Origin of the sequence: Kluyvera sp. EC_51 (assembly GCF_019584505.1) — a bacterium.
GTDB classification, from domain to species: Bacteria; Pseudomonadota; Gammaproteobacteria; order Enterobacterales; family Enterobacteriaceae; genus Kluyvera; species Kluyvera sichuanensis.
In genome coordinates, this window is sequence record NZ_VDAG01000002.1 from 62,609 (window position 1) to 87,093 (window position 24,485).

At 56.2% G+C, this 24,485-nt stretch carries 26 protein-coding genes; 10 read left to right on the top strand and 16 right to left on the bottom strand.

All coding sequences use genetic code 11. The annotated features are described in order from the left end of the window. Positions 1–313: 313 nt before the first annotated feature. From ptsH to crr, 3 genes are read left to right on the top strand one after another with little or no spacing between them, the layout of a single operon-like run. The gene (ptsH, locus tag FHC49_RS00680) at positions 314–571 is read left to right on the top strand and encodes a phosphocarrier protein Hpr (protein WP_002913505.1); all 258 of its coding nucleotides are present in this window, start codon (positions 314–316) and stop codon (positions 569–571) included. 45 nt (positions 572–616) lie between these two features. After that, complete coding sequence (gene ptsI, locus FHC49_RS00685) at positions 617–2,344, top strand: phosphoenolpyruvate-protein phosphotransferase PtsI (protein WP_185669913.1); 1,728 nt, start codon at positions 617–619, stop codon at positions 2,342–2,344. A gap of 40 nt (positions 2,345–2,384) precedes the next feature. Next, positions 2,385–2,894 carry a PTS glucose transporter subunit IIA gene (gene crr / locus FHC49_RS00690; RefSeq protein ID WP_185669912.1) on the top strand — a complete coding sequence of 170 codons (510 nt, stop codon included), beginning with the start codon at positions 2,385–2,387 and terminating at the stop codon, positions 2,892–2,894. Positions 2,895–2,954: 60 nt separating this feature from the next. Here crr and FHC49_RS00695 read toward each other — a convergent pair whose 3' ends face one another. Then, complete coding sequence (locus tag FHC49_RS00695) at positions 2,955–3,194, bottom strand: cytoplasmic protein (protein WP_115073804.1); 240 nt, start codon at positions 3,192–3,194, stop codon at positions 2,955–2,957. Beyond that, entirely contained in the window at positions 3,191–4,057 is an 867-nt protein-coding gene (gene pdxK / locus FHC49_RS00700; protein ID WP_220438250.1) for a pyridoxine/pyridoxal/pyridoxamine kinase, read from the bottom strand. Before pdxK ends, FHC49_RS00695 begins: the two co-directional genes overlap by 4 nt. Positions 4,058–4,141: 84 nt before the next feature. Between pdxK and ptsJ the strand changes: the two genes are divergently transcribed. The 3 genes from ptsJ to FHC49_RS00715 all read left to right on the top strand — a co-directional run bounded on the left by ptsJ (position 4,142) and on the right by FHC49_RS00715 (position 6,656). Then, on the top strand, positions 4,142–5,437 hold the full coding sequence (ptsJ, locus tag FHC49_RS00705) for a transcriptional regulator PtsJ (RefSeq protein WP_220438251.1): 1,296 nt from the start codon (positions 4,142–4,144) through the stop codon (positions 5,435–5,437). A gap of 13 nt (positions 5,438–5,450) precedes the next feature. Continuing rightward, entirely contained in the window at positions 5,451–6,155 is a 705-nt protein-coding gene (locus tag FHC49_RS00710) for a type 1 glutamine amidotransferase (protein ID WP_220438252.1), read from the top strand. Positions 6,156–6,254: 99 nt separating this feature from the next. Next, positions 6,255–6,656 (top strand): DUF4440 domain-containing protein, encoded by a 402-nt coding sequence (locus FHC49_RS00715; protein WP_185669908.1) that lies wholly within the window; start codon positions 6,255–6,257, stop codon positions 6,654–6,656. Here the strand turns inward: FHC49_RS00715 and cysM are convergent. The 5 genes from cysM to FHC49_RS00740 form a co-directional block, all read right to left on the bottom strand. Continuing rightward, complete coding sequence (gene cysM, locus FHC49_RS00720; RefSeq protein ID WP_220438253.1) at positions 6,653–7,564, bottom strand: cysteine synthase CysM; 912 nt, start codon at positions 7,562–7,564, stop codon at positions 6,653–6,655. The genes FHC49_RS00715 and cysM overlap by 4 nt on opposite strands. Before the next feature lie 113 nt (positions 7,565–7,677). Continuing rightward, positions 7,678–8,772 (bottom strand): sulfate/thiosulfate ABC transporter ATP-binding protein CysA, encoded by a 1,095-nt coding sequence (gene cysA / locus FHC49_RS00725; protein WP_185669906.1) that lies wholly within the window; start codon positions 8,770–8,772, stop codon positions 7,678–7,680. Continuing rightward, complete coding sequence (gene cysW, locus FHC49_RS00730) at positions 8,762–9,637, bottom strand: sulfate/thiosulfate ABC transporter permease CysW (RefSeq protein ID WP_185669905.1); 876 nt, start codon at positions 9,635–9,637, stop codon at positions 8,762–8,764. The genes cysA and cysW overlap by 11 nt, the downstream gene beginning before the upstream one ends. After that, complete coding sequence (gene cysT / locus FHC49_RS00735; protein ID WP_185669904.1) at positions 9,637–10,470, bottom strand: sulfate/thiosulfate ABC transporter permease CysT; 834 nt, start codon at positions 10,468–10,470, stop codon at positions 9,637–9,639. The genes cysW and cysT overlap by 1 nt, the downstream gene beginning before the upstream one ends. Further along, positions 10,470–11,486, bottom strand: a complete 1,017-nt coding sequence (locus FHC49_RS00740) for a sulfate ABC transporter substrate-binding protein (RefSeq protein WP_220438254.1) — start codon at positions 11,484–11,486, stop codon at positions 10,470–10,472. The genes cysT and FHC49_RS00740 overlap by 1 nt, the downstream gene beginning before the upstream one ends. 197 nt (positions 11,487–11,683) lie before the next feature. On the opposite strand from FHC49_RS00740, the gene FHC49_RS00745 reads away from it, so the two are divergent. Continuing rightward, a complete protein-coding gene (locus tag FHC49_RS00745; protein ID WP_185669903.1) occupies positions 11,684–12,046 on the top strand; it encodes an endonuclease domain-containing protein in 363 nt (120 codons plus the stop codon). A gap of 84 nt (positions 12,047–12,130) precedes the next feature. Here FHC49_RS00745 and FHC49_RS00750 read toward each other — a convergent pair whose 3' ends face one another. The 4 genes from FHC49_RS00750 to FHC49_RS00765 form a co-directional block, all read right to left on the bottom strand. Next, positions 12,131–13,030, bottom strand: a complete 900-nt coding sequence (locus FHC49_RS00750; protein ID WP_220438255.1) for a Dyp-type peroxidase — start codon at positions 13,028–13,030, stop codon at positions 12,131–12,133. Positions 13,031–13,126: 96 nt separating this feature from the next. Beyond that, entirely contained in the window at positions 13,127–13,702 is a 576-nt protein-coding gene (locus FHC49_RS00755; protein WP_185669901.1) for an RpoE-regulated lipoprotein, read from the bottom strand. A gap of 61 nt (positions 13,703–13,763) precedes the next feature. Beyond that, positions 13,764–14,213: a DUF2919 domain-containing protein gene (locus tag FHC49_RS00760; protein ID WP_185669900.1), complete on the bottom strand. Its 450-nt coding sequence runs from the start codon at positions 14,211–14,213 to the stop codon at positions 13,764–13,766. Continuing rightward, positions 14,200–14,625 carry a GNAT family acetyltransferase gene (locus FHC49_RS00765; RefSeq protein WP_035891508.1) on the bottom strand — a complete coding sequence of 142 codons (426 nt, stop codon included), beginning with the start codon at positions 14,623–14,625 and terminating at the stop codon, positions 14,200–14,202. The genes FHC49_RS00760 and FHC49_RS00765 overlap by 14 nt, the downstream gene beginning before the upstream one ends. A gap of 213 nt (positions 14,626–14,838) precedes the next feature. Here FHC49_RS00765 and amiA point away from each other — a divergent pair, with 213 nt between their 5' ends. Continuing rightward, positions 14,839–15,708, top strand: a complete 870-nt coding sequence (amiA, locus tag FHC49_RS00770) for an N-acetylmuramoyl-L-alanine amidase AmiA (protein WP_185669899.1) — start codon at positions 14,839–14,841, stop codon at positions 15,706–15,708. Continuing rightward, positions 15,708–16,607 (top strand): oxygen-dependent coproporphyrinogen oxidase, encoded by a 900-nt coding sequence (gene hemF, locus FHC49_RS00775; RefSeq protein WP_185669898.1) that lies wholly within the window; start codon positions 15,708–15,710, stop codon positions 16,605–16,607. Before amiA ends, hemF begins: the two co-directional genes overlap by 1 nt. Positions 16,608–16,650: 43 nt before the next feature. Here the strand turns inward: hemF and maeB are convergent, their stop codons facing one another. Next, the gene (maeB, locus tag FHC49_RS00780; RefSeq protein ID WP_220438257.1) at positions 16,651–18,930 is read right to left on the bottom strand and encodes an NADP-dependent oxaloacetate-decarboxylating malate dehydrogenase; all 2,280 of its coding nucleotides are present in this window, start codon (positions 18,928–18,930) and stop codon (positions 16,651–16,653) included. Positions 18,931–19,175: 245 nt separating this feature from the next. Then, entirely contained in the window at positions 19,176–20,087 is a 912-nt protein-coding gene (locus tag FHC49_RS00785; RefSeq protein ID WP_220438258.1) for a LysR substrate-binding domain-containing protein, read from the bottom strand. A gap of 215 nt (positions 20,088–20,302) precedes the next feature. Between FHC49_RS00785 and FHC49_RS00790 the strand changes: the two genes are divergently transcribed. Continuing rightward, entirely contained in the window at positions 20,303–20,629 is a 327-nt protein-coding gene (locus tag FHC49_RS00790) for an EthD family reductase (protein WP_220438259.1), read from the top strand. Here the strand turns inward: FHC49_RS00790 and FHC49_RS00795 are convergent. From FHC49_RS00795 to aegA, 3 genes are all read right to left on the bottom strand, one after another. Beyond that, positions 20,626–21,675 carry a DUF1176 domain-containing protein gene (locus FHC49_RS00795; protein WP_220438261.1) on the bottom strand — a complete coding sequence of 350 codons (1,050 nt, stop codon included), beginning with the start codon at positions 21,673–21,675 and terminating at the stop codon, positions 20,626–20,628. The genes FHC49_RS00790 and FHC49_RS00795 overlap by 4 nt on opposite strands. 102 nt (positions 21,676–21,777) lie before the next feature. Further along, on the bottom strand, positions 21,778–22,356 hold the full coding sequence (nudK, locus tag FHC49_RS00800; RefSeq protein ID WP_220438262.1) for a GDP-mannose pyrophosphatase NudK: 579 nt from the start codon (positions 22,354–22,356) through the stop codon (positions 21,778–21,780). A gap of 57 nt (positions 22,357–22,413) precedes the next feature. Beyond that, on the bottom strand, positions 22,414–24,396 hold the full coding sequence (gene aegA / locus FHC49_RS00805) for a formate-dependent uric acid utilization protein AegA (RefSeq protein ID WP_220438263.1): 1,983 nt from the start codon (positions 24,394–24,396) through the stop codon (positions 22,414–22,416). Between the last annotated feature and the right edge of the window lie 89 nt (positions 24,397–24,485).

The window sequence follows — 24,485 nt, forward strand, 5'->3', positions numbered from 1 at the left end:
CCCCCCTGGCATTGATTCACCTCCGTAGGTCTGGTATTTAACCTCTCATATTTATTTTGAGCCGCGAAATTATTCTTAACAGGTTTTCCATAAGCTGAATCGATTTTATGATTTGGTTCAAATCCTGCTTTCACGGCATAATGTTTAATGATAAGCGAAACGTCAAAGGCCAGAAGCGTCTGCGTCGGATGGTTTGTCGCCGATGGTAGTGCTGATTTTGTGGGCGTCGCTTGATTTGTAATACAGGCTAAAGTCTATCCACCAGGCTAGACTTTAGTTCCACAACACTAAACCTATAAGTTGGGGAAATATAATGTTCCAGCAAGAAGTTACCATTACCGCTCCGAACGGTCTGCATACCCGCCCTGCTGCTCAGTTTGTTAAAGAAGCGAAAGGCTTCACTTCCGAGATCACTGTGACCTCCAACGGAAAAAGCGCTAGCGCAAAAAGCCTGTTCAAACTGCAAACTCTGGGTCTGACCCAAGGCACCGTTGTTACCCTGTCCGCAGAAGGTGAAGACGAGCAGAAAGCAGTTGAACATCTGGTTAAACTGATGGCTGAACTCGAGTAAGTTCAACGAGTTCTTTTAAATATCAGTCACAAGTAAGGTAGGGTTATGATTTCAGGCATTTTAGCATCCCCGGGTATCGCTTTCGGCAAAGCACTGCTGCTGAAAGAAGATGAAATTGTCATCGACCGGAAGAAAATTTCTGCCGATAAAGTTGAGCAGGAAGTTGAACGTTTTCTGAGCGGCCGTTCTAAAGCGTCAGCTCAGCTGGAAGCTATCAAGACTAAAGCTGGCGAAACTTTCGGTGAAGAAAAAGAAGCCATCTTCGAAGGGCACATCATGCTGCTCGAAGATGAGGAGCTGGAGCAGGAAATCATAGCCCTGATTAAAGATAAGAACATGACGGCTGACGCAGCTGCGCATGAAGTTATCGAAGGTCAGGCAACTGCCCTGGAAGAACTGGATGATGAATACCTGAAAGAACGTGCGGCTGACGTACGTGACATCGGTAAGCGCCTGCTGCGCAACATCCTGGGTCTGGCCATTATTGACCTGAGCGCCATTCAGGATGAAGTTATCCTGGTTGCCGCAGACCTGACGCCGTCCGAAACCGCACAGCTGAACCTGAAGAAGGTGCTGGGTTTCATCACTGACGTCGGTGGCCGTACTTCCCACACCTCCATCATGGCGCGTTCCCTGGAACTGCCAGCGATCGTGGGTACCGGTAGCGTCACCACTCAGGTGAAAAATGGCGACTATCTGATTCTGGATGCCGTAAACAACCAGGTTTACGTCAACCCAACTAACGAAGAAATTGAGCAACTGCGCGCCATTCAGGAGCAGGTTGCCAATGAGAAAGCCGAACTGGCTAAACTGAAAGACCTGCCGGCAATCACCCTTGATGGCCACCAGGTTGAAGTTTGCGCCAACATCGGTACCGTTCGTGATATCGACGGTGCTGAGCGTAACGGCGCTGAAGGTGTTGGTCTGTACCGCACCGAATTCCTGTTCATGGACCGCGACGCGCTGCCAACTGAAGAAGAGCAGTTTGCGGCGTACAAAGCTGTGGCTGAAGCGTGTGGCTCTCAGGCAGTCATCGTCCGTACCATGGACATCGGTGGCGACAAAGAGCTGCCGTACATGAACTTCCCGAAAGAAGAGAACCCGTTCCTGGGCTGGCGTGCCGTGCGTATCGCAATGGATCGTAAAGAGATCCTGCGTGACCAGGTTCGCGCTATCCTGCGTGCCTCTGCTTTCGGCAAACTGCGCATCATGTTCCCAATGATCATCTCTGTTGAAGAAGTGCGTGCACTGAAGAAAGAGATCGAAATCTACAAACAGGAACTGCGCGACGAAGGTAAAGCGTTTGACGAAACGATTGAGATTGGCGTGATGGTAGAAACCCCTGCCGCTGCGACTATCGCTCGTCATTTAGCCAAAGAAGTTGATTTCTTTAGTATCGGTACCAATGATTTAACGCAGTATACTCTGGCAGTTGACCGTGGTAATGATATGATTTCACATCTTTACCAGCCAATGTCACCGTCTGTCCTCACTTTGATCAAGCAAGTTATTGATGCTTCTCATGCTGAAGGCAAATGGACTGGCATGTGTGGTGAGCTTGCAGGCGACGAACGTGCTACACTTCTGTTGCTGGGTATGGGTCTGGACGAATTCTCTATGAGCGCCATTTCTATCCCACGCATTAAGAAGATTATCCGTAACACGAACTTCGAAGATGCAAAGGTTTTAGCAGAGCAAGCACTTGCTCAACCAACTACAGACGAACTGCTGGCGTTGGTGAACAAGTTCATTGAAGAAAAAACAATCTGCTAATCCACGAGATGCGGCCCAAATTACTGCTTAGGAGAAGATCATGGGTTTGTTCGATAAACTGAAATCTCTGGTTTCTGATGATAAAAAAGACACCGGAACCATTGAGATCATTGCACCGCTCTCTGGCGAAATCGTCAACATCGAAGACGTGCCGGACGTAGTGTTTGCTGAGAAAATCGTTGGCGATGGCATTGCTATCAAACCGACCGGCAACAAAATGGTTGCGCCGGTTGACGGCACCATCGGTAAAATCTTTGAAACCAACCACGCTTTCTCTATCGAATCCGATAGCGGCATCGAGCTGTTCGTTCACTTCGGTATCGATACCGTTGAACTGAAAGGCGAAGGTTTCACTCGTATCGCGGAAGAAGGCCAGCGCGTTAAAGTTGGCGATACCGTGATTGAGTTCGATCTGGCTCTGCTGGAAGAAAAAGCCAAGTCTACCCTGACTCCGGTTGTTATCTCCAACATGGACGAGATCAAAGAACTGATCAAACTGTCCGGTAGCGTAACTGTGGGTGAAACCCCAGTCATCCGCATTAAGAAGTAATGCTTAATTGCATATAGAAATGGCGCCGATTGGCGCCATTTTTTTTGCCTGTAGGCCAGGTCACAGCTGCGACGTCACCGGGCGGAAACACGGCTCGCGCATCAGAACTTTCATCCCTTCCGGCCCGCTTTCCAGCATTCGACGCTCAGAATCAGACACCAGCAGTTCACACTGATAGCCACCGGTCACGCCAAACATCGCCCGCGCGACGCAGGCATCCTCAAGGGCATCCTGCCCGCTGGTATCAAAATGCCCTACCAGACGGCCATTATGCCGAATAACCAGACGATAACACTTCATCGCACCTCCCCTGCCGGTGGCAGTATTAACTCATCACAACCGCATTGCTGCGTCCAACTCATCACTGCCAGCACCCTTTCTGCCGCCGCATGCGCGGCTGCAGCCAACGGCTGTTGCTGCACAATGCCGCTAATGAGCTCAGCACAGAACAGATCGCCCGTCCCTTTCAGGTCCGTTTCCAGACGTGGATGCTCAATCACCTCTGTCGATTCCGGCGTCACCACGGCAACCGTAATATTGTTTTCCGTCTGCCCCGGCGCGCTGGTGATCACCACCCACTTCAGCGTATCGCTGAGCATTGATTTCGCCGCCAGAATCGCTTCATCCAGCGTACGGCATGGCTTGCCGCTGAGCATTTCCAGTTCGAACACGTTCGGCGTCAGCCCCTGCGCCAGCGGCAGCAGATGAGTACGGTAGGCCTCCGGAATTTCCGCCTTCACGTAGATCCCACTGTCGACATCGCCAATCACCGGGTCGACCAGGATGCAGATATCCGGATGCGACACCTGTACCGTTTTCAGCCACTCAGCCAGCAACGCAATCTGCTCCGCGCTGCCCATATAGCCGGTGGTGACCGCTTTCAGCTCACGCAGCGCATCACGCTCGTTCAGCGCCTTCAGGTAGCCGCCGAACCACTCACCGGGAATAACGCCGCCGTAGAACGTCTCGTAGTGCGGCGTGTTGCTGAACAGCACCGTCGGCACGGCGGTCACCCGCAGACCGTGGGATTTAATCGCCGGTACCGCGATGCTGTTGCCTACGCTGCCGTAGACCACCTGTGACTGAACGGCCACGATGTCCGTCTGTAATGCCCGGTGCGTATCGTTGAAGAGCACCGACTGTATTTCACTATCCTGCCCCATCACCTTCTCCTCTGACTCTGGACAGCGGGCTAACGCCTCACTATTATCGTCATATGCTAAAATTCATTTTGTCATAGGTCAATAATGATCGACGGAAAAAGCGCCAACGAAATCTTTGACAGTATTCGTCAGCATATCACCAGCGGAGCCTTAGCGAAGGGAGAAACGCTGCCGCCGGTACGTGAACTGGCCGCCCAGCTTGGCGTTAACCGCAATACGGTGGCGTCCGCCTATAAGCGGCTGGTCACCTCCGGGCTGGCGCTGAGCCTGGGTCGTAACGGTACCGTGGTTAAAGAGACCGTCGCTCCGGTGGCGCTGGAGGGCGGTAACCCGCATACCCCGCTTACCGATCTCTCCAGCGGCAATCCCGCCACGGCACGGCTGCCAAACCTGGCTCAGTATCTCTCCCATATTAGCTGCTCACCGCGCCTGTATGGCGATACGCCGGTGTTGCCAGCGCTGGCTGACTGGGCGGCGAAGTGGATGCAGGACGCCATGCCCGCAGCGGGAGAAATCGACCTCACCAGCGGGGCAATTGATGCCATTGAGCGCCTCCTGAGCGCCCATCTGCTGCCCGGTGATAGCGTTGCCGTTGAAGACCCCTGCTTTCTGAGCAGCATCAGCATGCTGCGCTACAGCGGCTTTAGGGCCAGCCCGGTTCCCATCGACCAGGAAGGTATGCTGCCGGAAAAGCTGGAGCAGGCGCTGAGCAAAGGCGCTCGTGCGGTGATTCTGACGCCGCGCGCCCATAATCCTACCGGGTACAGCCTTAGCGCCGCCCGCGCCGCCGCTTTACAGCAAGTGTTAATCCGCTACCCGCAAACGCTGGTGATTATCGACGACCACTTTGCCCTGCTCGCCGAAGCGCCATGGCATCCGGTCATTGCGTCGCAGACGCAGCACTGGGCGGTGGTGCGCTCGATGTCAAAAACGCTGGGTCCGGACCTGCGGCTGGCCTTTGTCGCCAGCGATAAAACCACTTCGGCGAAGCTGAGGCTGCGGCTGAACGCCGGCAGCCAATGGGTCAGCCACCTGTTGCAGGATCTGGTCTACGCCTGCTTAAGCGACCCGGACTTCCAGCAATCCCTTGAGCAGACTCGCCAGTTTTACGCCGGGCAGCAACAAAAAATGGCCGAGGCGCTTCAGGCGCAAGGCGTCACCAATATTGCCCCCGGCGACGGCCTGAACTTCTGGCTGCCGCTCGCTGATTCCAGCCATGAAACGGCCTTTGCGCTCGCCAAATCCGGCTGGCTGGTGCGCGAGGGGGACGCTTTTGGCGTGCAGGCGCCAGCGCAGGGCCTGCGCATTACGCTTTCAACACTCAACGACAACGACATCAACCGGCTGGCTGGCGATATTCGTCAGGCGCTGAGCCACTAACAGGAGAACATCCGTGCGAGTCCATTTTGTTATTCATGAATCATTTGAGTCTGCGGGTGCCTACCTGCCCTGGGCTGCGACGCGCGGCCACATCGTGAGCGAGACCCATGTGTATACCGGGGAGGTGGTGCCGGAGAGCGCCGACGGTTTTGATATGCTGGTGGTCTTTGGCGGCCCGCAGTCGCCGCGCACCACGCTTGCCGAGTGCCCTTATTTTGACTCGAAAGCCGAGCAACGGCTGATTCGTCAGGCGATTGAGGTCGGGCATGTCGTGGTAGGGATCTGTCTCGGCTCGCAGCTGATTGGCGAAGCGCTAGGTGCAGAAGTGCAGCAGAGCCCGGATAAAGAGATTGGTCACTACCCGATTACGCTCACCTCAGCAGGGCTTGAACATCCGCTGTTCAGCCATTTCGGCTCACCGCTGACCGTAGGCCACTGGCATAACGATATGCCGGGCCTGACCGCAGAGACAGTGATTCTGGCCGAAAGCGCAGGCTGCCCGCGCCAAATCGTTCAGTATCGCGATAAGGTTTATGGTTTCCAGTGCCATATGGAATTTACCGCTGATGCCGTAGAAGGGTTAATTCAGCACTCCGAGCAGGAACTGGCGGAGGCCAAAGGCAAACCGTTTATCCGTTCGGTGGAGGAGATGCGCGCGCACGATTATCGCGAAATGAACCAGAAGTTATGGGAATTCCTTGATAAGCTGACCCAGTAAGGTTGAAGCATTCCCGGCGGCGCTACGCTTGGCCGGGCTACAAAACACCAAACCGTAGCCCGGACGAGGCGAAGCCGACTCCGGGGATGAGGAGAACCCATGCCAGCAACATCGCTAAAAGCCGTTATCGAAGCCTGCGACCGCGCTATCTCGCAGGAAGACTACGCCACGCTAATGGAATACTACGCCGACGACGCCACTCTGGTGGTCAAGCCGGGTATGGTCGTCAGCGGCAAAGAGAATATCCGCAAAGCGTTTATTGCCATTGCCGACTACTTTGGGCACCGGCTGGTGGTGACGCAGGGGCGAATGGAAATAATTGAAGGCGGTGATAACGCGCTGGTGATCATGGAAACTCGGCTGGATATTCCGTTGGCGGAGGGCGGTTCAACGCAGGTCACGCGCCGCGCCACCTACGTTTTTCAACAGTTTGCGGGCCGCTGGCTTTGTACCGTAGATAACTCCTACGGCACAGACCTGCTGGATAATCCCGAGATTTAAATCCCTGCGCCCTGGCTGAAGTGCTCTTCGCCAAACACGCCGGTTGAGAGGTAGCGATCGCCACGATCGCAGATGATCGCTACCACTACCGCTCCCGGGTTTTGCTCTGCCACGCGAATGGCGCCCGCCACCGCACCACCGGAACTCACACCGCAGAATACGCCTTCTTTCACCGCCAGCGCGCGCATAGTGTTTTCCGCGTCGTTCTGGTGGATATCCAGCACCTGATCGACAAGACTGGCATTGAAAATACCCGGCATATACTCTGCCGGCCAGCGGCGAATGCCCGGAATACTGCTGCCCTCTTCCGGCTGCAGACCAACGATAGTGACCGCTTTGTCCTGCTCGCGTAAAAAGCGCGACACGCCGGTAATGGTGCCGGTGGTCCCCATGCTGGAGACGAAATGGGTCATGCGCCCCGCCGTCTGCTGCCAGATTTCCGGGCCGGTGGTGGTGTAGTGCGCGTACGGGTTATCCGGGTTGTTGAACTGATCCAGCAGCTTGCCTTCGCCACGTTGGGCCATTTCAAGCGCTAAATCGCGCGCCCCTTCCATCCCCTGCTCTTTGGTGACCAGAATCAGCTCTGCACCGTAGGCACGCATCGCCGCACGACGTTCCTGGCTCATGTTGTCGGGCATCAGCAGCTTCATCTGGTAGCCCTTGAGCGCGGCAATCATCGCCAGCGCAATGCCGGTATTACCACTGGTCGCTTCAATCAGCACATCGCCCGGCTTAATTTCGCCGCGCTTTTCCGCTTCGACAATCATCGACAGCGCTGCGCGGTCTTTGACCGACCCCGCCGGGTTGTTGCCTTCCAGCTTGATCCAGATTTCGCTGCCGTTATCCGGCCCCAGACGTTGTAATTTGACCAGCGGCGTGTTGCCGATCGTTTGTTCTAATGTATTCACTTCTGCTGTCCAATAAAAAGCCCGGCTGCGTTTCGCTTACCGGGCCTGTCAATATTGTCTTGTAGGCCGGGTAAGCGTAGCGCCACCCGGCAAAACCACGTGCGATTAAGCTATCAGGCCGTTTCTGCCAGAGCAAGCGTCTCATGGGACTCAATGCGCTGGTCGCCGTGGTACAGGCGCGCATTCTGCAGGCCGACAAACAGGCGATCGCCACGCAGCGGCGCGTCGTCACCGCGCATCACCACCGTTAACGGCTCCTGATACCACCCCAGAGGCTGAACAACTAATTGGGTGTAGTGACCTTTAGGGCTGGCTTCCAGCACCTGCACCGGCAGCGGAGAATCGAGGCTGGTACGACGGCTCACGTCCACTTCCCACGGGCGCAGGAACAGATCCACTGGCCCCTGATAAGACGGCGTGTAGCCCAGCGGCCAGCGGTGCGCGCCAACGTGGAACTGCCCACCGCGAATGGTGCCCTGTAGACGGTTCACTTCGCCCATAAACTCCAGCACAAAGCGGGTCGCGGGCTCGCGCCATACTTGATCCGGCTCGTCGGCCTGTTCGATATTGCCCTGGCTCATCACCACCACGCGGTTAGCGACTTCCATCGCCTCTTCCTGGTCGTGGGTAACGAAGACGCTGGTGAATTTCAGCTCTTCGTGCAGTTGACGCAGCCAGCGACGCAGCTCTTTACGCACCTGCGCATCCAGCGCGCCGAACGGTTCGTCGAGCAGTAAAATCTGCGGTTCAACCGCCAGCGCACGGGCCAGCGCCACGCGCTGTTTCTGCCCGCCGGACAGCTGTGCCGGGTAGCGATCTGCCAGATGGGCAAGCTGCACCATCTCCAGCAGTTTGGTCACTTTGGCTTTAATGGTCGCGGCGTTTGGACGCTCGCGGCGCGGCAGCACGGTCAGGCCAAAGGCGATGTTGTCGAACACCGTCATATGGCGGAACAGCGCGTAGTGCTGGAAAACAAAACCTACCTTGCGATCACGGGCGTGCAGACGACTCACGTCGGTACCGTGGAAGCGAATATGCCCGCTGGTCTGGTGTTCCAGCCCGGCGATAATGCGCAGCAGCGTGGTTTTCCCGGAACCGGACGGCCCCAGTAGCGCGACCATCTGGCCGGAAGGGATATCCAGAGAGATATCATTCAGCACCTGGGTGCGACCAAAAGACTTCTTAATATTGGCAATCTCAATGCTCATGATTTCCCTCCTGTTGCGCGCGTTTTTCTTGATTATGCAAACGCCACTGCAACGCACTCTTTAAGAACAAGGTCAAAATAGCCATCAGGGTCAGCAACGCGGCGGCGGTAAAGGAACCGACGGTGTTGTAGTCCTGCTCCAGCAGTTCAATCTGTAACGGTAACGACAGAGTCTCGCCGCGAATCGAGCCAGAGACCACCGACACCGCGCCAAACTCGCCGATAGCGCGGGCGTTGGTCAGTACCACGCCGTACAGCAGCGCCCAGCGAATGTTCGGCAACGTGACGCGTTTAAACATCTGCCAGCCGGAAGCGCCAAGCAGCACCGCCGCTTCGTCTTCCTGGCTGCCCTGGCTCAACATCACCGGCACCAGTTCACGAACCACGAACGGGCAGGTGACGAAGATGGTGACCAGCACCATGCCCGGCCAGGCAAACATAATCTGCAGGTTATGCGCTTCCAGCCAGCCGCCAAGCGGGCCGTTGGAACCGTAGAACAACAGATAAACCAGACCCGCCACCACCGGCGAGACGGCAAACGGGATATCCAGCAGCGTCAGCAGCAGCTGACGCCCCGGGAAGTTAAAGCGCGTCACCAGCCAGGCGAGCAGCACGCCGAACACCAGGTTCACCGGCACGGTAATCAGCGCAATCATCACCGTCAGCCAAATGGCATGAAGCATGTCCGGGTCGGCCAGGTTATGCAGAACCGGCATCAGCCCTTTGCTAAACGCCTGGACGAAGATATAAATCATCGGCACCAGCAGGATAAAGGCCGACACCACCATCCCGATGCCAATCAGCACCCATTTCCCCCAGTTGATGCGGGGGGCGTCATAGCGTTTCAATTGAGTAACTTCCGCCATTAGTGACCTACCACACGTCGACCAAAGCGACTTTGCAAGGTATTGATGGAGAACAGCAGCAGCAGAGAGGCCGCGAGGATCACCGACGCAATCGCGCTCGCCGCCGGATAATCAAACTCCTGCAGGCGAATAAAGATCATCAGCGAGGTCACTTCCGTCTTCCAGGCGATGTTACCGGCGATGAAAATCACCGCACCAAACTCGCCGAGGCTGCGGGTGAACGACAGCGCCACGCCCGCCACCAGCGCCGGAGACAGCTCCGGCAGCACCACTTTACGGAAGCTCTGCCAGCGCGTTGCGCCCAGGGTTTCCGCCGCTTCTTCATACTCGGGACCTAACTCTTCCAGCACCGGCTGTACGGTACGTACCACGAACGGAATGCTGGTAAACGCCATCGCCACCGCAATGCCGAGCCAGGTATAGGTCACCTTGATATCAAACTTCGCCAGCCACTCGCCGTAGAAGCCGTTCACCGAGAACAGCGACGCCAGCGTCAGGCCCGCTACCGCCGTTGGCAGCGCAAACGGCAGATCCATCAGTGCGTCCAGCAGCGTGCGGCCCGGGAAACGGTAGCGGGTTAAAATCCACGCCATCAGCAGGCCAAACACGCCGTTAAAAATCGAGGCCACAAACGCCGACAGCAGCGTCACTTTATAGGCCGCCACCACCTGCGGGTTGGTGATCACTTCCCAGTACTGCGACCAGCTCATCTGCGCCAGCTGCATAACCAGCGCGCTCAGCGGCAGCAGCAGAATTAAACATACAAACAGCAGACTGGTGCCGAGGCTCAGGGTAAAGCCCGGCAGCACGCGTCTGGAGGAGACTGCAAACATTACTTACGCCCCGCCGCTAACAACTTGTCTAACTCGCCACCGCTGGCGAAATGGGTTTTCATCACTTCTGGCCAGGCACCGAACTTGTCTTCCACGCGGAACAGTTCGGTCTGCGGGAATTTGTCTTTCAGCTTGTCCATCACCTGCGGGTTGTTCACGCGATAGTAGTAGTCGGTGATGATGGTTTGCGCCTGCGGGCTATACAGGTAATTCAGGTAGGCTTTCGCCGCCTTCTCGGTACCGTTAGCGTTGACGTTTTTGTCTACCCACGCGACCGGGAACTCCGCCAGAATGTTGACCTTCGGCACCACGACTTCGAAGCCCTGATCTTCATACTGCTTACGAATGTTGTTCACTTCAGACTCAAAAGTGATCAGCACATCGCCGAGACCACGCTCCACGAAGGTGGTGGTTGCCCCACGGCCGCCGGTATCAAACACTTCGACGTTTTTCAGGAACTGGGTCATAAACTGCTGGGTTTTGGCTTTATCGCCGCCGTCAGCCTGATCCGCCGCGCCCCACGCTGCCAGATAGGTGTAGCGCGCGTTACCGGAGGTTTTCGGGTTCGGGAAAATCAGCTTCACGTCCGGACGCACCAGATCATTCCAGCTTTCGATGTGCTTCGGGTTGCCCTTGCGCACCAGGAACGCCATGGTCGAGTAGAACGGTGAGCTGTTGTTCGGTAAACGAGACTGCCAGTCGGCCGGGATCAGGTTGCCTTTATCATGCAGGATCTGCACATCGGTCACCTGGTTATAAGTTACAACGTCAGCTTTTAAGCCCTGCAAAATCGCCAGTGCCTGCTTGGAAGAACCGGCGTGCGACTGCTTAATAGTCAGCTTGTCACCTGCGTTATCCTTAGCCCATTGCTGCTCAAACGGCGTATTCAGGGCGGCAAACAGCTCACGGGAGACGTCATAAGAACTATTTAACAGCTCTGTCGCCTGTGCTTGTGCCACCAGCAGCATTGAAGCAGCCAGCGCCAGGTATCTTTTTTTCAGTAACGTCATAGCCATTGCGCACCCTATCGTTTGAGGACTCTCTGAGCATCAGTGTATTTATAACGGGGACGAAAGGAGTAACGGTTTTATATACCGTTTGGTGATTTGGAAGTTGAAAAGAGAATAAGCGCCAGAATGGTGCTTTCTGAAGCGAGATTCCAGAATCGTAACAGCATTCTGACAAAGCGAAAACATCCAGGCAAAGTGCCTGAATGGAAAATACCTATGATTTTGCTCGTCAGTTAAGGCGAGGACTTACGCCCCATGAACGCCGCTTGTGGTATCAGCTCCGGGATCGTCGGTTTGCGCAGTTTAAGTTCCGTCGCCAGCATCCGGTTGGGCCGTATATTCTTGATTTTGCCTGCTGCGCGGTTCGTCTGGCGGTGGAGCTGGATGGTGGGCAGCATAATGAGAGGGCCGGATATGATGCAAGGAGAACAGCATGGCTAGAGTTACAAAGGTGGCGGGTGTTGCGGTTCTGGAATAATGAGTTGATGGGGAATGAGGAGGCGGTGTTGGCGCAAATTCTGGAGGCATTGGTATCACAATTACCCTCACCCCGGCCCTCTCCCTGAAAGGGAGAGGGGGAATAGCAAACCGCACCTAACGGTCCCCTCTCCCCTGCGGGGAGAGGGTTAGGGTGAGGGGGCAACGTCGAACTACAACGCCACCAGCTTATCCAGCGAAGGCGCAAAGTAATACCCACCGGTCACCGGCTTGGTGAAACGCAGCATCGCATCACGCTTACCGTCGGTGTCGCCAAACATGCTCAGCAGCTGCTGCTCAATGTTGTGCAGACGCGCGCAGTAGGCGCAGAAATAGAGGCCATGAGTGCCGCTCGCGGTGCCGTAAGGCAGGCTCTGGCGCACAATTTTCAGCCCTTTGCCGTCTTCTTTCAGGTCAACGCGGGTCAGGTGAGAGGTTTCCGGGCGCTCGTCGCCGTCAATCTCTTCGTTGGCTTCTTTGGTACGGCCAAACATCATTTCCTGATCCGGCACGCTCATGCGGTTAAGCTGCTTGAGGTTGTGCTCCCAGCGCTGAACGAAAACATAGCTGCCGCCCGCATCAAAGCCGTCTTTAATGACCGCAACTTCGCGGCGCGTCTCTTCACCCGCCGGGTTTTCGGTGCCATCAACGAAGCCGCTCAGGTCACGCTCTTCAACCCAGCGGAAACCGTGCACTTCTTCCTGCACGTCCAGGGAATCACCGAACGCCGCCAGCGCCGCCTGGGCAACGGAGAAGTTAACGTCGTGGCGAAGTGACAGAATGTGGATCAGCACATCAAACTGCGTGGAGGGTGCAAGTCCTTTACCGTACGGAGGGAAGTCTTTCAGCTCTTCTGCACCTACGCCGCCGCTCAGCTCACGCCAGGTGTTGTGACCAAACGCCACCACCGCGCCTAAATGCGCGTCCGGGAATTTATCCTGAAACGCCGCCAGCTTTTCGGCAAAAATTTTGCTGCCAGCGCGCAGGGCGTTTACGTCCCCTTTGAGATTGGCTTCAATCCAAATCGCCGCACGGCAATGTTCCGGCAAAATGCCGCTCTGAACCTGAGACATCGCTCCTCCTGAAATAAAATGCCACGACATCGTGGCATATAAAAACCTCACATATTGTACCCGCTTTTGACATCTGCGGGCTATCTGGCGTCAAATTTAGCGACGCCAGATAATTTTCTTCAGCGTCCAGTTCTTCAGCGTATCGTCCGGCGGCATCAGACCCTGCGGCCCCTGCCAGTCGCCCGAGAACTGATAGCTGATGTGCTCGCTGCCTTTGGCCTTACACTCAACGACGTTGCTGTCGTCCCCCGTGGTCGCCTGACAGTTGCCGAAGGCTTTATCGTAAACTTTATTGAACGGGGTGCCGACCTTCACGTCATCAGCGGCTTCAATACTGTCATCAAGAACATCAATACGGCTGACGGTGCCGCTATCGCCGTTAATCACCAGCGCCAGCGTGTCGCCGCGCAGTGCTTCAAAGTAGTGAACGATATTACCGTCGTGCGCTTTCATCCCGCTACGCAGGCGGTAGCTGCTGCCGAGCGCGTCGCTAATCGCCTGCTCGTTCAGCGCCGTTGAGCCGCTAAGCCCGCCCACGCCCTGCTCCGTCACGCCGGCAGAGGAACCAAACCAGTTCCACGGATAGGCGGCGGACCAGTTCACCGACGACAGCGTAGAGCAGCCGGTCAGCGCCAGCGGGAGGGCACACAAGAGTAAACGCAGCGATTTCATTGATACTTCCTATATTTTCAAGTCAGGCCTATTGGAGTCCAGTAAACACAAAAAGTGCCGTCTATTCTGCGACATCCGTAAAACAGGCGTGTAAACGCCGGTTGGTGATAAGCCACCATAAGGCAAAAATATCGAGTAAAAACAGACTTAAGCCTATGCCAGAGAGCGTTTCGCCGCTCAGCCAAAGACAGGGCTGCCAGAGCAGTAAAATCAGTTGGGCGAAGATCAGCACCGGGCGCAGCCATTGCCATAGGCGTGGATACAGATGCCGCCGCCCGCTCAGCAAAAAAGCCAGTACCGCCGGTACGCCGGGGATCAGACCTATCCAGAAAAGGCTATGGTCGGGATAAAACAGATTCAGCAGCGCATCGCCCTGGTCGCGCGAAGCGCCCGCCATCAGGAACAGTACCCACGTCCGCGCCTGCAATAGCAGCAAGCACCAGAACAGGAAAGGCAGGCGCAGACGGCCCTGCGGGTCGTAATCAGCGGGCGAAAACTCAGTACTCTTCATCTTCTATCAGGCGCTTACCTAAACTTTGTGCGTCGGCGTGTTCATAGCCTAAACGCTCGTACATCCCCAGCACCACGTCGTTTTCTTCGCGCACCATAATCTGGATCTTCGGGCAGCCGCGGGCAATCAACTTCTTCTCAAGGCGATTAAGCAGCGCATTGGCGATGCCGCGCCCCCGGTATTCCGGGTGTACGCCGAGATAATATGCGGAGCCACGATGACCGTCGTAACCGCCCATAATGGTGCCGACAACTTCACCGTTCACTTCGGCGACCAGGAACAGGCTGACGTCGTGGTTTACCTTGCGCTCGATGTCCATCTCTGGGTCGTTCCACGGCCGCAGCAGATCGCATCGCTCCCACAGGGTGATGACCTCTTCAAAGTCCGACTGGCGAAAAACGCGTATCTCCATGGTATTACCCGCCTTTTCAGGTTTAAAAACAGTGATTATGGCGTGAACGGGCAATTTAGCCAATATCTGACGCGGCACAGTGAAAAAAATGGCATAATACGGTACAGACACGTATTGAAATGAAAAGTAAAACAATTCTCATCACGAACAGTCGTAACCGAAATCGCGATACGATATAACATATAGATTCTTGTTTTTACAACTCAGGCCGGAATGAGCACTTTTAAACCCTTAAAAATACTGACTTCGCGCCGCCAGGTGCTAAAAGCCGGATTGGCTGCACTCACGCTGTCGGGGATCGCCTCCCAGGCAGTCGCTAAAGAGACCAATTTAAAAACCAGCAACGGTCACAGCAAACCGGCAAAAAAATCGTCGGGCAGACGCTTAGTGATGCTGGACCCAGGCCACGGCGGTATTGATACCGGGGCCATTGGGCATAACGGTTCGAAAGAGAAACACGTGGTGCTGGCGATTGCCAAAAACGTCCGCGCTATTTTGCAAAAGAACGGTATCGATGCCAAATTGACCCGCTCTGGCGACACCTTTATTCCGCTGTACGACAGGGTCGAAATTGCCCATCAGCACGGTGCGGATCTGTTTATGTCGATTCACGCGGACGGCTTTACCAACCCTTCTGCGGCGGGCGCCTCAGTATTTGCCCTCTCGAACCGTGGGGCCAGTAGCGCCATGGCAAAATACCTGTCGGATAAAGAGAACGCCGCCGATGAACTCGCCGGTAAGAAGGCCAAGGATAAAGACCATCTGCTCCAGCAGGTGCTGTTTGACCTCGTCCAGACCGACACCATTAAAAACAGCCTGACGCTCGGCTCACACGTACTGAAGAAAATTAAGCCGGTGCACAAGCTGCACAGCCGCAGCACAGAACAGGCCGCATTTGTGGTACTGAAGTCGCCGTCCATTCCGTCGGTGCTGGTCGAAACCTCATTTATTACCAACCCAGGTGAAGAAAAGCTGCTGGGTACCACCGCGTTCAGGCAGAAAATTGCCGATGCGATTGCCTCCGGCATCATCAGCTATTTCCACTGGTTTGATAACCAGAAAGCCCACGCGAAGAGACGTTAATGACCATCAACGTACAACAGGTGAAAGCCTTTCTGCTTAAGCTGCAGGACGATATCTGCCAGCAGCTTGAGCGCGTAGACGGCAGCGCCTTTATCGAGGATAGCTGGCAGCGGGAAGCAGGCGGCGGCGGTCGCAGCCGGGTGCTGCGCGACGGCAGCGTCTTTGAACAGGCCGGAGTGAACTTCTCCCACGTCTACGGCGACGCCATGCCCGCCTCCGCCACCGCACATCGCCCGGAGCTTGCCGGGCGCAGCTTTGAAGCGATGGGCGTTTCTCTGGTCGTTCACCCGCGTAATCCGTACGTGCCGACAAGCCACGCCAACGTGCGCTTCTTTATTGCTGAAAAGCCGGGCGCTGAGCCGGTGTGGTGGTTCGGCGGCGGCTTCGATTTAACGCCCTATTACGGTTTTCAGGAAGATGCGGTGCACTGGCATACCGTCGCTCGCGACCTGTGTCAGCCGTTTGGCGAGGATGTCTATCCGCGCTATAAAAAGTGGTGCGACGACTATTTCCATCTCAAGCACCGCAACGAGCAGCGCGGCATTGGCGGCCTGTTCTTTGATGACCTGAATACGCCTGACTTCGACCACTGCTTTGGCTTTATGCAGGCCGTGGGGAAAGGCTTCACCGACGCCTACCTGCCGATTGTTGAGCGTCGCAACGCGATGCCATACGGTGAGCGCGAACGTGATTTTCAGCTCTACCGCCGCGGGCGCTACGTGGAGTTCAATCTGGTGTGGGACCGCGGCACGCTGTTCGGCCTGCAGACCGGGGGCCGTACGGAGTCGATTCTAATGTCGATGCCGCCGCTGGTGCGCTGGGAGTATAACTTCCAGCCGGAAGAAGGCAGCCCGGAAGCCGCCTTGAGCGAGTTTATAAAAGTGAAAGACTGGCTCTGAGCTAACCCGGGGTCGGCGTAAACGCCTCGCCCGGGCTGCATTGTTACAGCGGCTGGGTTTGCGCTTCGACTACCGCCAGCGCCACCATGTTAACGATACGGCGAACGGAAGCGATTGGCGTCAGGATATGTACCGGCTTCGATACCCCCATCAGCACTGGCCCCACGGTTACCCCTTCAGAGCTGGATACGCGCAGCAGGTTGTAGCTGATGCGCGCCGCTTCCATATTTGGCATCACCAGAATGTTCGCGGAGCCTTTCAGCGGGCTGTCCGGCATACGATCATTACGGATGCTTTCCACCAGCGCAGCATCGCCGTGCATCTCACCGTCAATCATCAACTCAGGATCACGCGCCTTCACCAGCTCCAGCGCATCACGCATTTTGCTGGCTGACGGGCAGTCGGACGAGCCAAAGTTAGAGTGTGACAGCAGCGCCACGCGCGGTTCGATACCGAAACGACGTACGCTTTCCGCCGCCATCAGGGTGATTTCAGCAATCTGCTCCGGCGTCGGATCGTTGTTGACGTAGGTATCGGCAATAAAGGTGTTGCCGCTTGGCAGCAGCAGTGCGTTCATAGCACCAGCGGTATGAACGCCTTCACGGTAGCCAAACAGCGGCTGTACGGCGCTAAAGTGCTCGTGGTAGTCGCCAATGGTGCCGCAGATCATGCCGTCAGCTTCGCCGCGCAGCACCATAATGGAGCCAATCGCGGTGGTGTTGCTGCGCATTTCACGCTGCGCCTGCTCCTGAGTGATGCCGCGGCGCTTCATCAGGTTGTAGTATTCCTGCCAGTACTCTTTAAAGCGCGGGTCCGATTCGTTGTTAACGATTTCGAAGTCTACGCCCGCTTTGATTTGCAGCCCCAGTTTCTGCAGGCGCATTTCAATGACGCTTGGGCGACCAATCAGAATCGGCTTCGCCAGACCCAGCGTGATCAGCTCCTGCGTGGCGTGCAGTACGCGGTTATCTTCCCCTTCTGCCAGCACGATACGCTTCGGCTCTTTACGCGCCTGAGAGAAAATCGGCTTCATGAACAGGTTGGTTTTGTAGACGAACTCGCTCAGTTTTTCGATGTAGGCATCAAAATCGGCAATTGGACGATTCGCCACGCCGGAGTCCATCGCCGCTTTCGCTACCGCAGGGGCGATCTTGACGATCAGACGCGGATCGAACGGCTTAGGAATAATATATTCCGGGCCAAAGCTCAGGTCCTGGTCACCGTAGGCGGAGGCCACCACTTCGCTCTGCTCGGCGTGCGCCAGTTCAGCAATCGCGTGGACTGCCGCCAGCTTCATCTCTTCGTTAATCGCCGTTGCGCCAACGTCCAGCGCGCCGCGGAAGATGAACGGGAAGCACAGCACGTTGTTGACCTGGTTCGGGTAGTCTGAACGGCCGGTACAGATAATCGCATCCGGACGCACTTCTTTTGCCAGCGGCGGCAGAATTTCCGGCTCGGGGTTGGCCAGCGCCAGAATCATCGGCGCACGCGCCATCTTCTTGACCATCTCCTGAGTCAGCACTTTCGGACCGGAGCAGCCAAGGAAGATATCGGCATCGGCAATCACGTCGTCGAGGCTGCGTTTACCGTCATCTTTTACCGCATAAGCGGCTTTGGTTTCCGCCATATTCGGCTCGCGGCCTTCGTAAATCACGCCCTTCGAGTCGCAGACCACGATGTTGTGTTTCTGCATCCCCAGTGCCACCAGCAGGTTCATACAGGCGATTGCCGCCGCGCCCGCGCCGGAAACCACCATGCGAACGTCGGAGATATTTTTCTCGACGACGCGCAGGCCATTGAGGATAGCTGCGGTGCTGATGATAGCCGTACCGTGCTGATCGTCATGGAACACAGGAATGTTCATACGTTCACGCAGTTTCTGCTCAATGTAGAAACATTCCGGTGCTTTGATATCTTCCAGGTTGATGCCGCCGAAGGTTGGCTCCAGTGCGGCAACCACGTCGATAAATTTGTCAGGGTTGGTTTCGTCCACCTCGATGTCGAAAACATCAATACCGGCGAACTTCTTGAACAAAACGCCCTTGCCTTCCATTACGGGTTTACCGGCGAGCGCGCCGATATTCCCCAACCCGAGTACCGCGGTACCGTTTGATACCACTGCCACCAGGTTGCCGCGCGCCGTATATTTGTACGCCGCCAGCGGGTCTTTTTCGATTTCCAGACACGGCGCCGCTACGCCCGGAGAGTAGGCCAGCGCAAGGTCGCGCTGCGTTGCCAGCGGCTTAGTCGGGGAGACTTGAATTTTTCCTGGGATAGGGAATTCATGGAAATCGAGGGCACTTTGTTTTAATTGGTCGTCCATTTAGGGTTCCTTTCACGTATCGAACTAAAAAGGTGAAGCGCAATTACGTTCCTGATGCACTCCCGAAGGAAGCGCCTAGTATCGCCTTTGGCAGCCCGGCAAACTTTGAAGGCCGCCATACTCTTGCGAACACGCTTTGCTTTGTTATTGATTTATTGCTCGCATGTTATCAACTATCGGTAGCAAGATCATGATTTCCATCTATGCTTTTTCGTTATGTTCGCCATAACCAAATCGTTATGGGCTTAATCCAACCGCCCCTCCTGACCCGCCCGCACCAGCTCATCCACCGCATAGCGAATCTTCGGCAACAGCTGGCGATTCTTCGGCCAGATGGCGCTGATGGGCATCTCCGCGCCCGCGCTTTCCACCAACACCTCAACCAGCAATCCCTGGGCCAACGCGTCTGCCACCAGCCAGCGCGGCAGCTGCGAGAGCCCGCAGCCGGCAAGCGTTGCCGCCAGCATGGCATCACCGTCGGCCATCTCAAACGTTGGCGGCGGCGTGAAGCGCGTTACCTTCCCGTCCGCCGATTTTAGCAGCCACGAAATCGGCTGATTCCGCCGAAAACCAACCACGCAGCGATGGTGAGCCAGCGCTTCTGTGCTCAGCGGCTCGCCGAATGCCGCGAGGTAGGCCGGGGCCGCGCAGATAACCAGCTTCTGCGTCGTCAGCCGTCGAGCGACCAGCCCGCTGCTGTCGGCCAGTTCACCGATGCGCACCACCAGATCAATCCCCTCTTCAATCAGGTCAACAAAGCGCTCGCTGAAGGTCACCGTCAGCGACAGTTCAGGATAGTGTTGGGTAATGGCTAGCAGGATCGGCAGCACGCGCTGGCGGCCAAAAGCCGACGGTAGATCAACCCTCAGCCGACCAGACGGATGAATCACGTGCGAAGTGAGCTCAGCTTCCGCCTGTTCAAGAATATCGATCGCCTGCTGACAGCGCGAAAGGAAGGCTTCGCCGTCGGGGGTCAGGCTCAGGCGGCGGGTAGAACGCTGAAACAGCGTTAGCCCGAGGCGCGCTTCGAGGCGGCTCACGCTCTTGCCCACCGCCGATTTGGTCAGCCCCAACTGCTCTGCGGCGGCGGTAAAGCTGCCCTGCTGAGCCGTTGTCACAAAAGCGGTGATCCCGCCAAGGTTATCGGTTTTTCGCATCGTTCCACGTCCACGGAATTAAGTCCCCTCAAGCTGTAGCGTATTGGAGAATTTATGTCTACAAAGAAGCAACCAAAACCCCATTTATCGCCAGAATAAAATCAATCATAGTATTCAGCGTGATGACGAATCGCCATCATGCGGCAAAGCAGGCCTGTTAAGCCATCATCCTGAATCGTTAAATTAATCATTACGTTGATAATCTGGAGAACATTATGACGACGGTAAACGGTTTTAAACACGTCGGTCTGCTGACGAAAAAAGAGACGCAGAGTTTTGAAGAATTTGTCGCCCACTGGCAGGCCGTGCACAGCAAGATTGCCCTGGCACTGCCGGGTCTGCGCGGGTATGTGCTGAATCCTATCGATCGCCGCGTCTACCCTGACTCACCGATCGACGGTTTTTCCGAGCTGTGGTTTGATTCACTGGAGGATGCAATGGCGGCCTTTGCATCGCCGGTGGGTCAGGAGGCGTTCGACGACGTGCCGAACTTTGCCGCCAACGTGGCCGTTACCTATATTACGGAAATCAGAAAGCGTTAACCGGAGACCCACTGCGTCGCCCACGCATCCGCGCTCTGCCAGCTGTCGCATTCCGGCTGCGCGGCATAGCGCACCAAGCGGAAGCGTTGGCCGTCGTAGCGCCAGCGCGTTTGCACGCCACAGTCGCCCAGACCACGGCCTTTATCCAGCGTCACCAGCTCCCGGGAATTTTCATTGAAGGTCAGATTGACCAGCTCAATATCACGGCTATCGCTACCGGCAGGCAAGAACGGCAGGCGCAGACGTATTGGCGTAGTGATGAACGGCTTCTGACGCGATACCAGCCAGGCAAGATAGATGGTGTTGTAGGCGCCGGATTCGCAGCTAGTCATGATCAGCGCTTTATCATCGCTTAAGGCGGTAACCCACACTTCGCGGCGGATAGGGTCCAGAGAGCACTGGTTGTTGTTCATGCGCCAGGTGGCGAAGTCGAGCAGATCGTTGTACTCATCATGGTTCAGCGGCACGGGCGCGGGGATCGCTTTAACCGCTGATTTCAGCGCCGGTGCGGGCGGCACGCTCATTGGCGGCTCGTCACCTTTGCGAACCCATGCGGTTTCATTACCCACGCGCTTTTGCTGAGCGTCGATAAACAGCAGCGCGGCCTTCAGCCCCTTCAGTGACATCACCTGCACGCCTTTATCCAGCGTAATCGCATCGGCATCCTGAACCTGTTGGAGAAACGCATCGATGGTGACGCTATCGCCGGTGGTGAGTAGTTTAGGCTGCACCTTCCAGTGTTCGCCGGAAAGCTTCAGCGGTTTGCTATCCAGCAGCAGCCGTGGCTCAATCGCCGGAACGGCGGCAACCGGGTTCACCAGACCGCCCAGCTCAATGCGCAGCTGTGCGTCGGTGTGCGCCCCGGCGCTACGGCTTAACGTCATCACCAGACCGTGGTGCAGGCCCACGTTGCGGGTGACGCAGAAATTCTGGTTATTACAGGTCACTAACCAGTCAGAAAACAGCTGCTGCGCTGGCGCGGCCCACGTCACCGACGTCGGGAGCCACCCGATGCAGAAGAAAAACAGGAGAACGTGGTAACGCATGGACGGTACAACCCCAGAAGAAAAAAGCATCAGCATACTGGGGGTATCTTCACTATCGAAGCGGCAAGGCTCAATCGGATTTATCGGATTGAGCATTGTCCCTTATTGCGCCATAAGGCCGGAATTTTGCAGATACTGGAGCAAAATCACCGTCTTACCGTCGCAAATTTCGCCACGACGAATCATCTCAATTGCCTGAGCAAACGGCAACTCCAGCACGTCAATATCTTCATCTTCCACCCCACCGCCGTCATTCTGCCGCAGACGTTCGTCATACTCGGCAATAAAGAAGTGGACGATTTCAGTGACGCCGCCGGGTGACATATACAGCTGGAACACTTTACGCACGTTGCTGACCTGGTAGCCGGTCTCTTCAATCGCCTCTTTACGGATGCAGGCTTCCGGCTCGTCATCGTCCAGCAGGCCCGCGCAGGTTTCAATCAACATACCGTCGAGATTACCGTTAACCCAGGTGGCGACGCGGAACTGGCGTACCAGCACTACGCTCTGTTTTTGGCGGTTATACAGCAGTACCGTCGCACCGTTGCCGCGATCGTACACTTCGCGCTTATGCTGGACGACCTCACCGTTTCGCTGGGTTAAGTTGTAGGTGATATTGCGCAGGATAAAGTAGTTTTCGGAGAGGATTTTATCTTTGATAACGGTGATATTCAGGGACATGCGAGCTCCACGGCGTAATACGGATAGCGCATATTACGCCGCTGAGCCCGGCTATCGTCAATGCGCAGGGATGCTTTTTACCCCCAGCCAGTCGAGAATGCCCTGTGCGGCGTGTCGTCCTTCGGCCATCGCGGTCACCACCAGATCGGCCCCGCGCACCGCATCACCGCCGGCAAAAATCTGCGGGTTGCTGGTCTGATAGCGGTAAGGCGAATTGACGTTAGCGCGAATGCGCCCCCAGTCGTCGACATCAACGCCTTTAGCATTAAGCCACGGCATGCTGTGCGGATGGAAACCAAAGGCCATAATCACCGCATCAGCGGGCATCACAAACTCGCTGCCGGGGATCGGCATTGGTCGACGGCGGCCCTGAGCATCCGCCTCACCAAGCTGAGTGCGCAGCAGGCGAATACCGCAAACGTGGCCTTTCTCATCCAGTTCAAGGGTCACTGGCTGTACGTTAAACTCAAAATCAGCCCCCTCTTCTTTGGCATTCTTCACCTCTTTTTTCGACCCCGGCATATTGGCTTCGTCGCGACGATAGGCGCAGGTCACCTTCTGCGCACCGTGACGCAGCGCGGTACGCACGCAGTCCATCGCCGTATCTCCACCGCCGAGCACCACCACGTTCAGCCCTTTGGTATTGATGTAAGGCTCGTCAGGTAGCTCACCGATGCCCATCACGTTTTTGGTATTAGCAATCAGGAACGGCAGTGCATCGTAGACGCCGGGCGCCTCTTCATTCGGTAAATCCGCCTTCATCGAGCGATAGGTTCCGACGCCGACAAACACCGCGTCGTAATCCGACAGCAGCGTCTCCAGCGCGATATCTTTACCAATCTCGCAGTTCAGCTCAAAGCGAATGCCCATCTCGGTAAAGATCTCACGGCGGCGCGCCATCAGCGATTTATCCAGCTTGAAGGAGGGAATGCCAAAGGTCAGCAGGCCACCAATTTCCGGGTGACGGTCAAACACCACTGGCTCCACGCCCTGGCGCACCAGGATATCGGCGCACGCCAGCCCCGCCGGGCCAGCGCCGATAATGGCGACCCGCTTACCGCTGCTGGCAACGTTACCGACCGTAGGCCGCCAGCCTTTGGCCAGCGCACGGTCAGAGATATAGCGTTCGATATTGCCGATGGTTACCGCACCGTGTTCATCGCGAATGGTGCAGGCTCCTTCGCACAGCCGGTCCTGCGGACAGACGCGGCCAGTAATTTCCGGCAGCGGGTTGGTCTGGTGCGACAGCTCTACCGCGGCGTCGATATCCCCGGCGTTCACGCGTTCAATCCACTGCGGAATATGATTGTGCAGCGGGCAGGTCCATTCACAAATGCTGTGTTCACCGCAGGTCAGGCAGCGTGAAGCCGCCTGCTGCGCCTGCGCTTCTTTTAGCGGCAGATAGATTTCAGCAAAGCCAGTTTTGCGGGCGTCGATATTCAGCTTATCCGCCTCACCGCGTGCGGGCGTCTGCGCCATCTGCTCAACTTTGCTGCGCTGCACCTCAGGGGCAACGGCACGGCTGTCGCTGTGCCATGGCTGCGCTTCCCGGCAGGCAGTTTGCAGGCGGCGGTTTTTAGCGATATCGGTAAGCTGCTGGCTGGTCATCAATTGCAGCGCATCTGCCGGGCAGTTCTCCACGCACGCCGGACCCGCCGCGCGGTCATGGCACAGATCGCATTTATGAGCGCTGGCTTTGACGCGCCCCTCTTTGGTTGGCGTCAGCACCATCTGCATGGTGCCGAACGGGCAGGCCACCACGCAGGATTTACAGCCGATACATTTTGCCTGATCGACCAGAATGGCGTCATCGTTCTGACGTATCGCGCCGTTCGGACAGCTACGGGCGCAGGGGGCATCTTCGCAGTGGTGGCAGGTTGCCGCCCCACGTTGATTATTCATCTTCACGGTCGTAATGCGCGGAATAAACTGCGCTGAAGTCAGCACATGTTGCTCATCGTTATGCGACATTACACAGGCTACTTCACACGCCTTGCATCCAATGCATTTTTGGCTATCTACCCTAATAAAACGGTTCATACATTCTCAGCCTATGGTTCAAATTAACCTTATATTTATAAGTCCTATTTATTAGCCGAGTATTCCTCACCCAGGCAATGTCCATTTGC

Bases quoted from the DNA above. Each gene is read 5' to 3' on its own strand.
- FHC49_RS00745 (WP_185669903.1), top strand. From the start codon at position 11,684: ATGGAAAATACCTATGATTTTGCTCGTCAGTTAAGGCGAGGACTTACG.
- FHC49_RS00785 (WP_220438258.1), bottom strand. From the start codon at position 20,087: ATGCGAAAAACCGATAACCTTGGCGGGATCACCGCTTTTGTGACAACG.
- maeB (WP_220438257.1), bottom strand. From the start codon at position 18,930: ATGGACGACCAATTAAAACAAAGTGCCCTCGATTTCCATGAATTCCCT.
- nudK (WP_220438262.1), bottom strand. From the start codon at position 22,356: ATGTCCCTGAATATCACCGTTATCAAAGATAAAATCCTCTCCGAAAAC.
- FHC49_RS00760 (WP_185669900.1), bottom strand. From the start codon at position 14,213: ATGAAGAGTACTGAGTTTTCGCCCGCTGATTACGACCCGCAGGGCCGT.
- ptsH (WP_002913505.1), top strand. From the start codon at position 314: ATGTTCCAGCAAGAAGTTACCATTACCGCTCCGAACGGTCTGCATACC.
- FHC49_RS00790 (WP_220438259.1), top strand. From the start codon at position 20,303: ATGACGACGGTAAACGGTTTTAAACACGTCGGTCTGCTGACGAAAAAA.
- cysT (WP_185669904.1), bottom strand. From the start codon at position 10,470: ATGTTTGCAGTCTCCTCCAGACGCGTGCTGCCGGGCTTTACCCTGAGC.
- ptsI (WP_185669913.1), top strand. From the start codon at position 617: ATGATTTCAGGCATTTTAGCATCCCCGGGTATCGCTTTCGGCAAAGCA.
- FHC49_RS00765 (WP_035891508.1), bottom strand. From the start codon at position 14,625: ATGGAGATACGCGTTTTTCGCCAGTCGGACTTTGAAGAGGTCATCACC.
- cysA (WP_185669906.1), bottom strand. From the start codon at position 8,772: ATGAGCATTGAGATTGCCAATATTAAGAAGTCTTTTGGTCGCACCCAG.
- ptsJ (WP_220438251.1), top strand. From the start codon at position 4,142: ATGATCGACGGAAAAAGCGCCAACGAAATCTTTGACAGTATTCGTCAG.
- FHC49_RS00755 (WP_185669901.1), bottom strand. From the start codon at position 13,702: ATGAAATCGCTGCGTTTACTCTTGTGTGCCCTCCCGCTGGCGCTGACC.
- aegA (WP_220438263.1), bottom strand. From the start codon at position 24,396: ATGAACCGTTTTATTAGGGTAGATAGCCAAAAATGCATTGGATGCAAG.
- FHC49_RS00695 (WP_115073804.1), bottom strand. From the start codon at position 3,194: ATGAAGTGTTATCGTCTGGTTATTCGGCATAATGGCCGTCTGGTAGGG.
- amiA (WP_185669899.1), top strand. From the start codon at position 14,839: ATGAGCACTTTTAAACCCTTAAAAATACTGACTTCGCGCCGCCAGGTG.
- pdxK (WP_220438250.1), bottom strand. From the start codon at position 4,057: ATGGGGCAGGATAGTGAAATACAGTCGGTGCTCTTCAACGATACGCAC.
- cysW (WP_185669905.1), bottom strand. From the start codon at position 9,637: ATGGCGGAAGTTACTCAATTGAAACGCTATGACGCCCCCCGCATCAAC.
- crr (WP_185669912.1), top strand. From the start codon at position 2,385: ATGGGTTTGTTCGATAAACTGAAATCTCTGGTTTCTGATGATAAAAAA.
- FHC49_RS00795 (WP_220438261.1), bottom strand. From the start codon at position 21,675: ATGCGTTACCACGTTCTCCTGTTTTTCTTCTGCATCGGGTGGCTCCCG.
- FHC49_RS00740 (WP_220438254.1), bottom strand. From the start codon at position 11,486: ATGGCTATGACGTTACTGAAAAAAAGATACCTGGCGCTGGCTGCTTCA.
- hemF (WP_185669898.1), top strand. From the start codon at position 15,708: ATGACCATCAACGTACAACAGGTGAAAGCCTTTCTGCTTAAGCTGCAG.
- FHC49_RS00715 (WP_185669908.1), top strand. From the start codon at position 6,255: ATGCCAGCAACATCGCTAAAAGCCGTTATCGAAGCCTGCGACCGCGCT.
- FHC49_RS00750 (WP_220438255.1), bottom strand. From the start codon at position 13,030: ATGTCTCAGGTTCAGAGCGGCATTTTGCCGGAACATTGCCGTGCGGCG.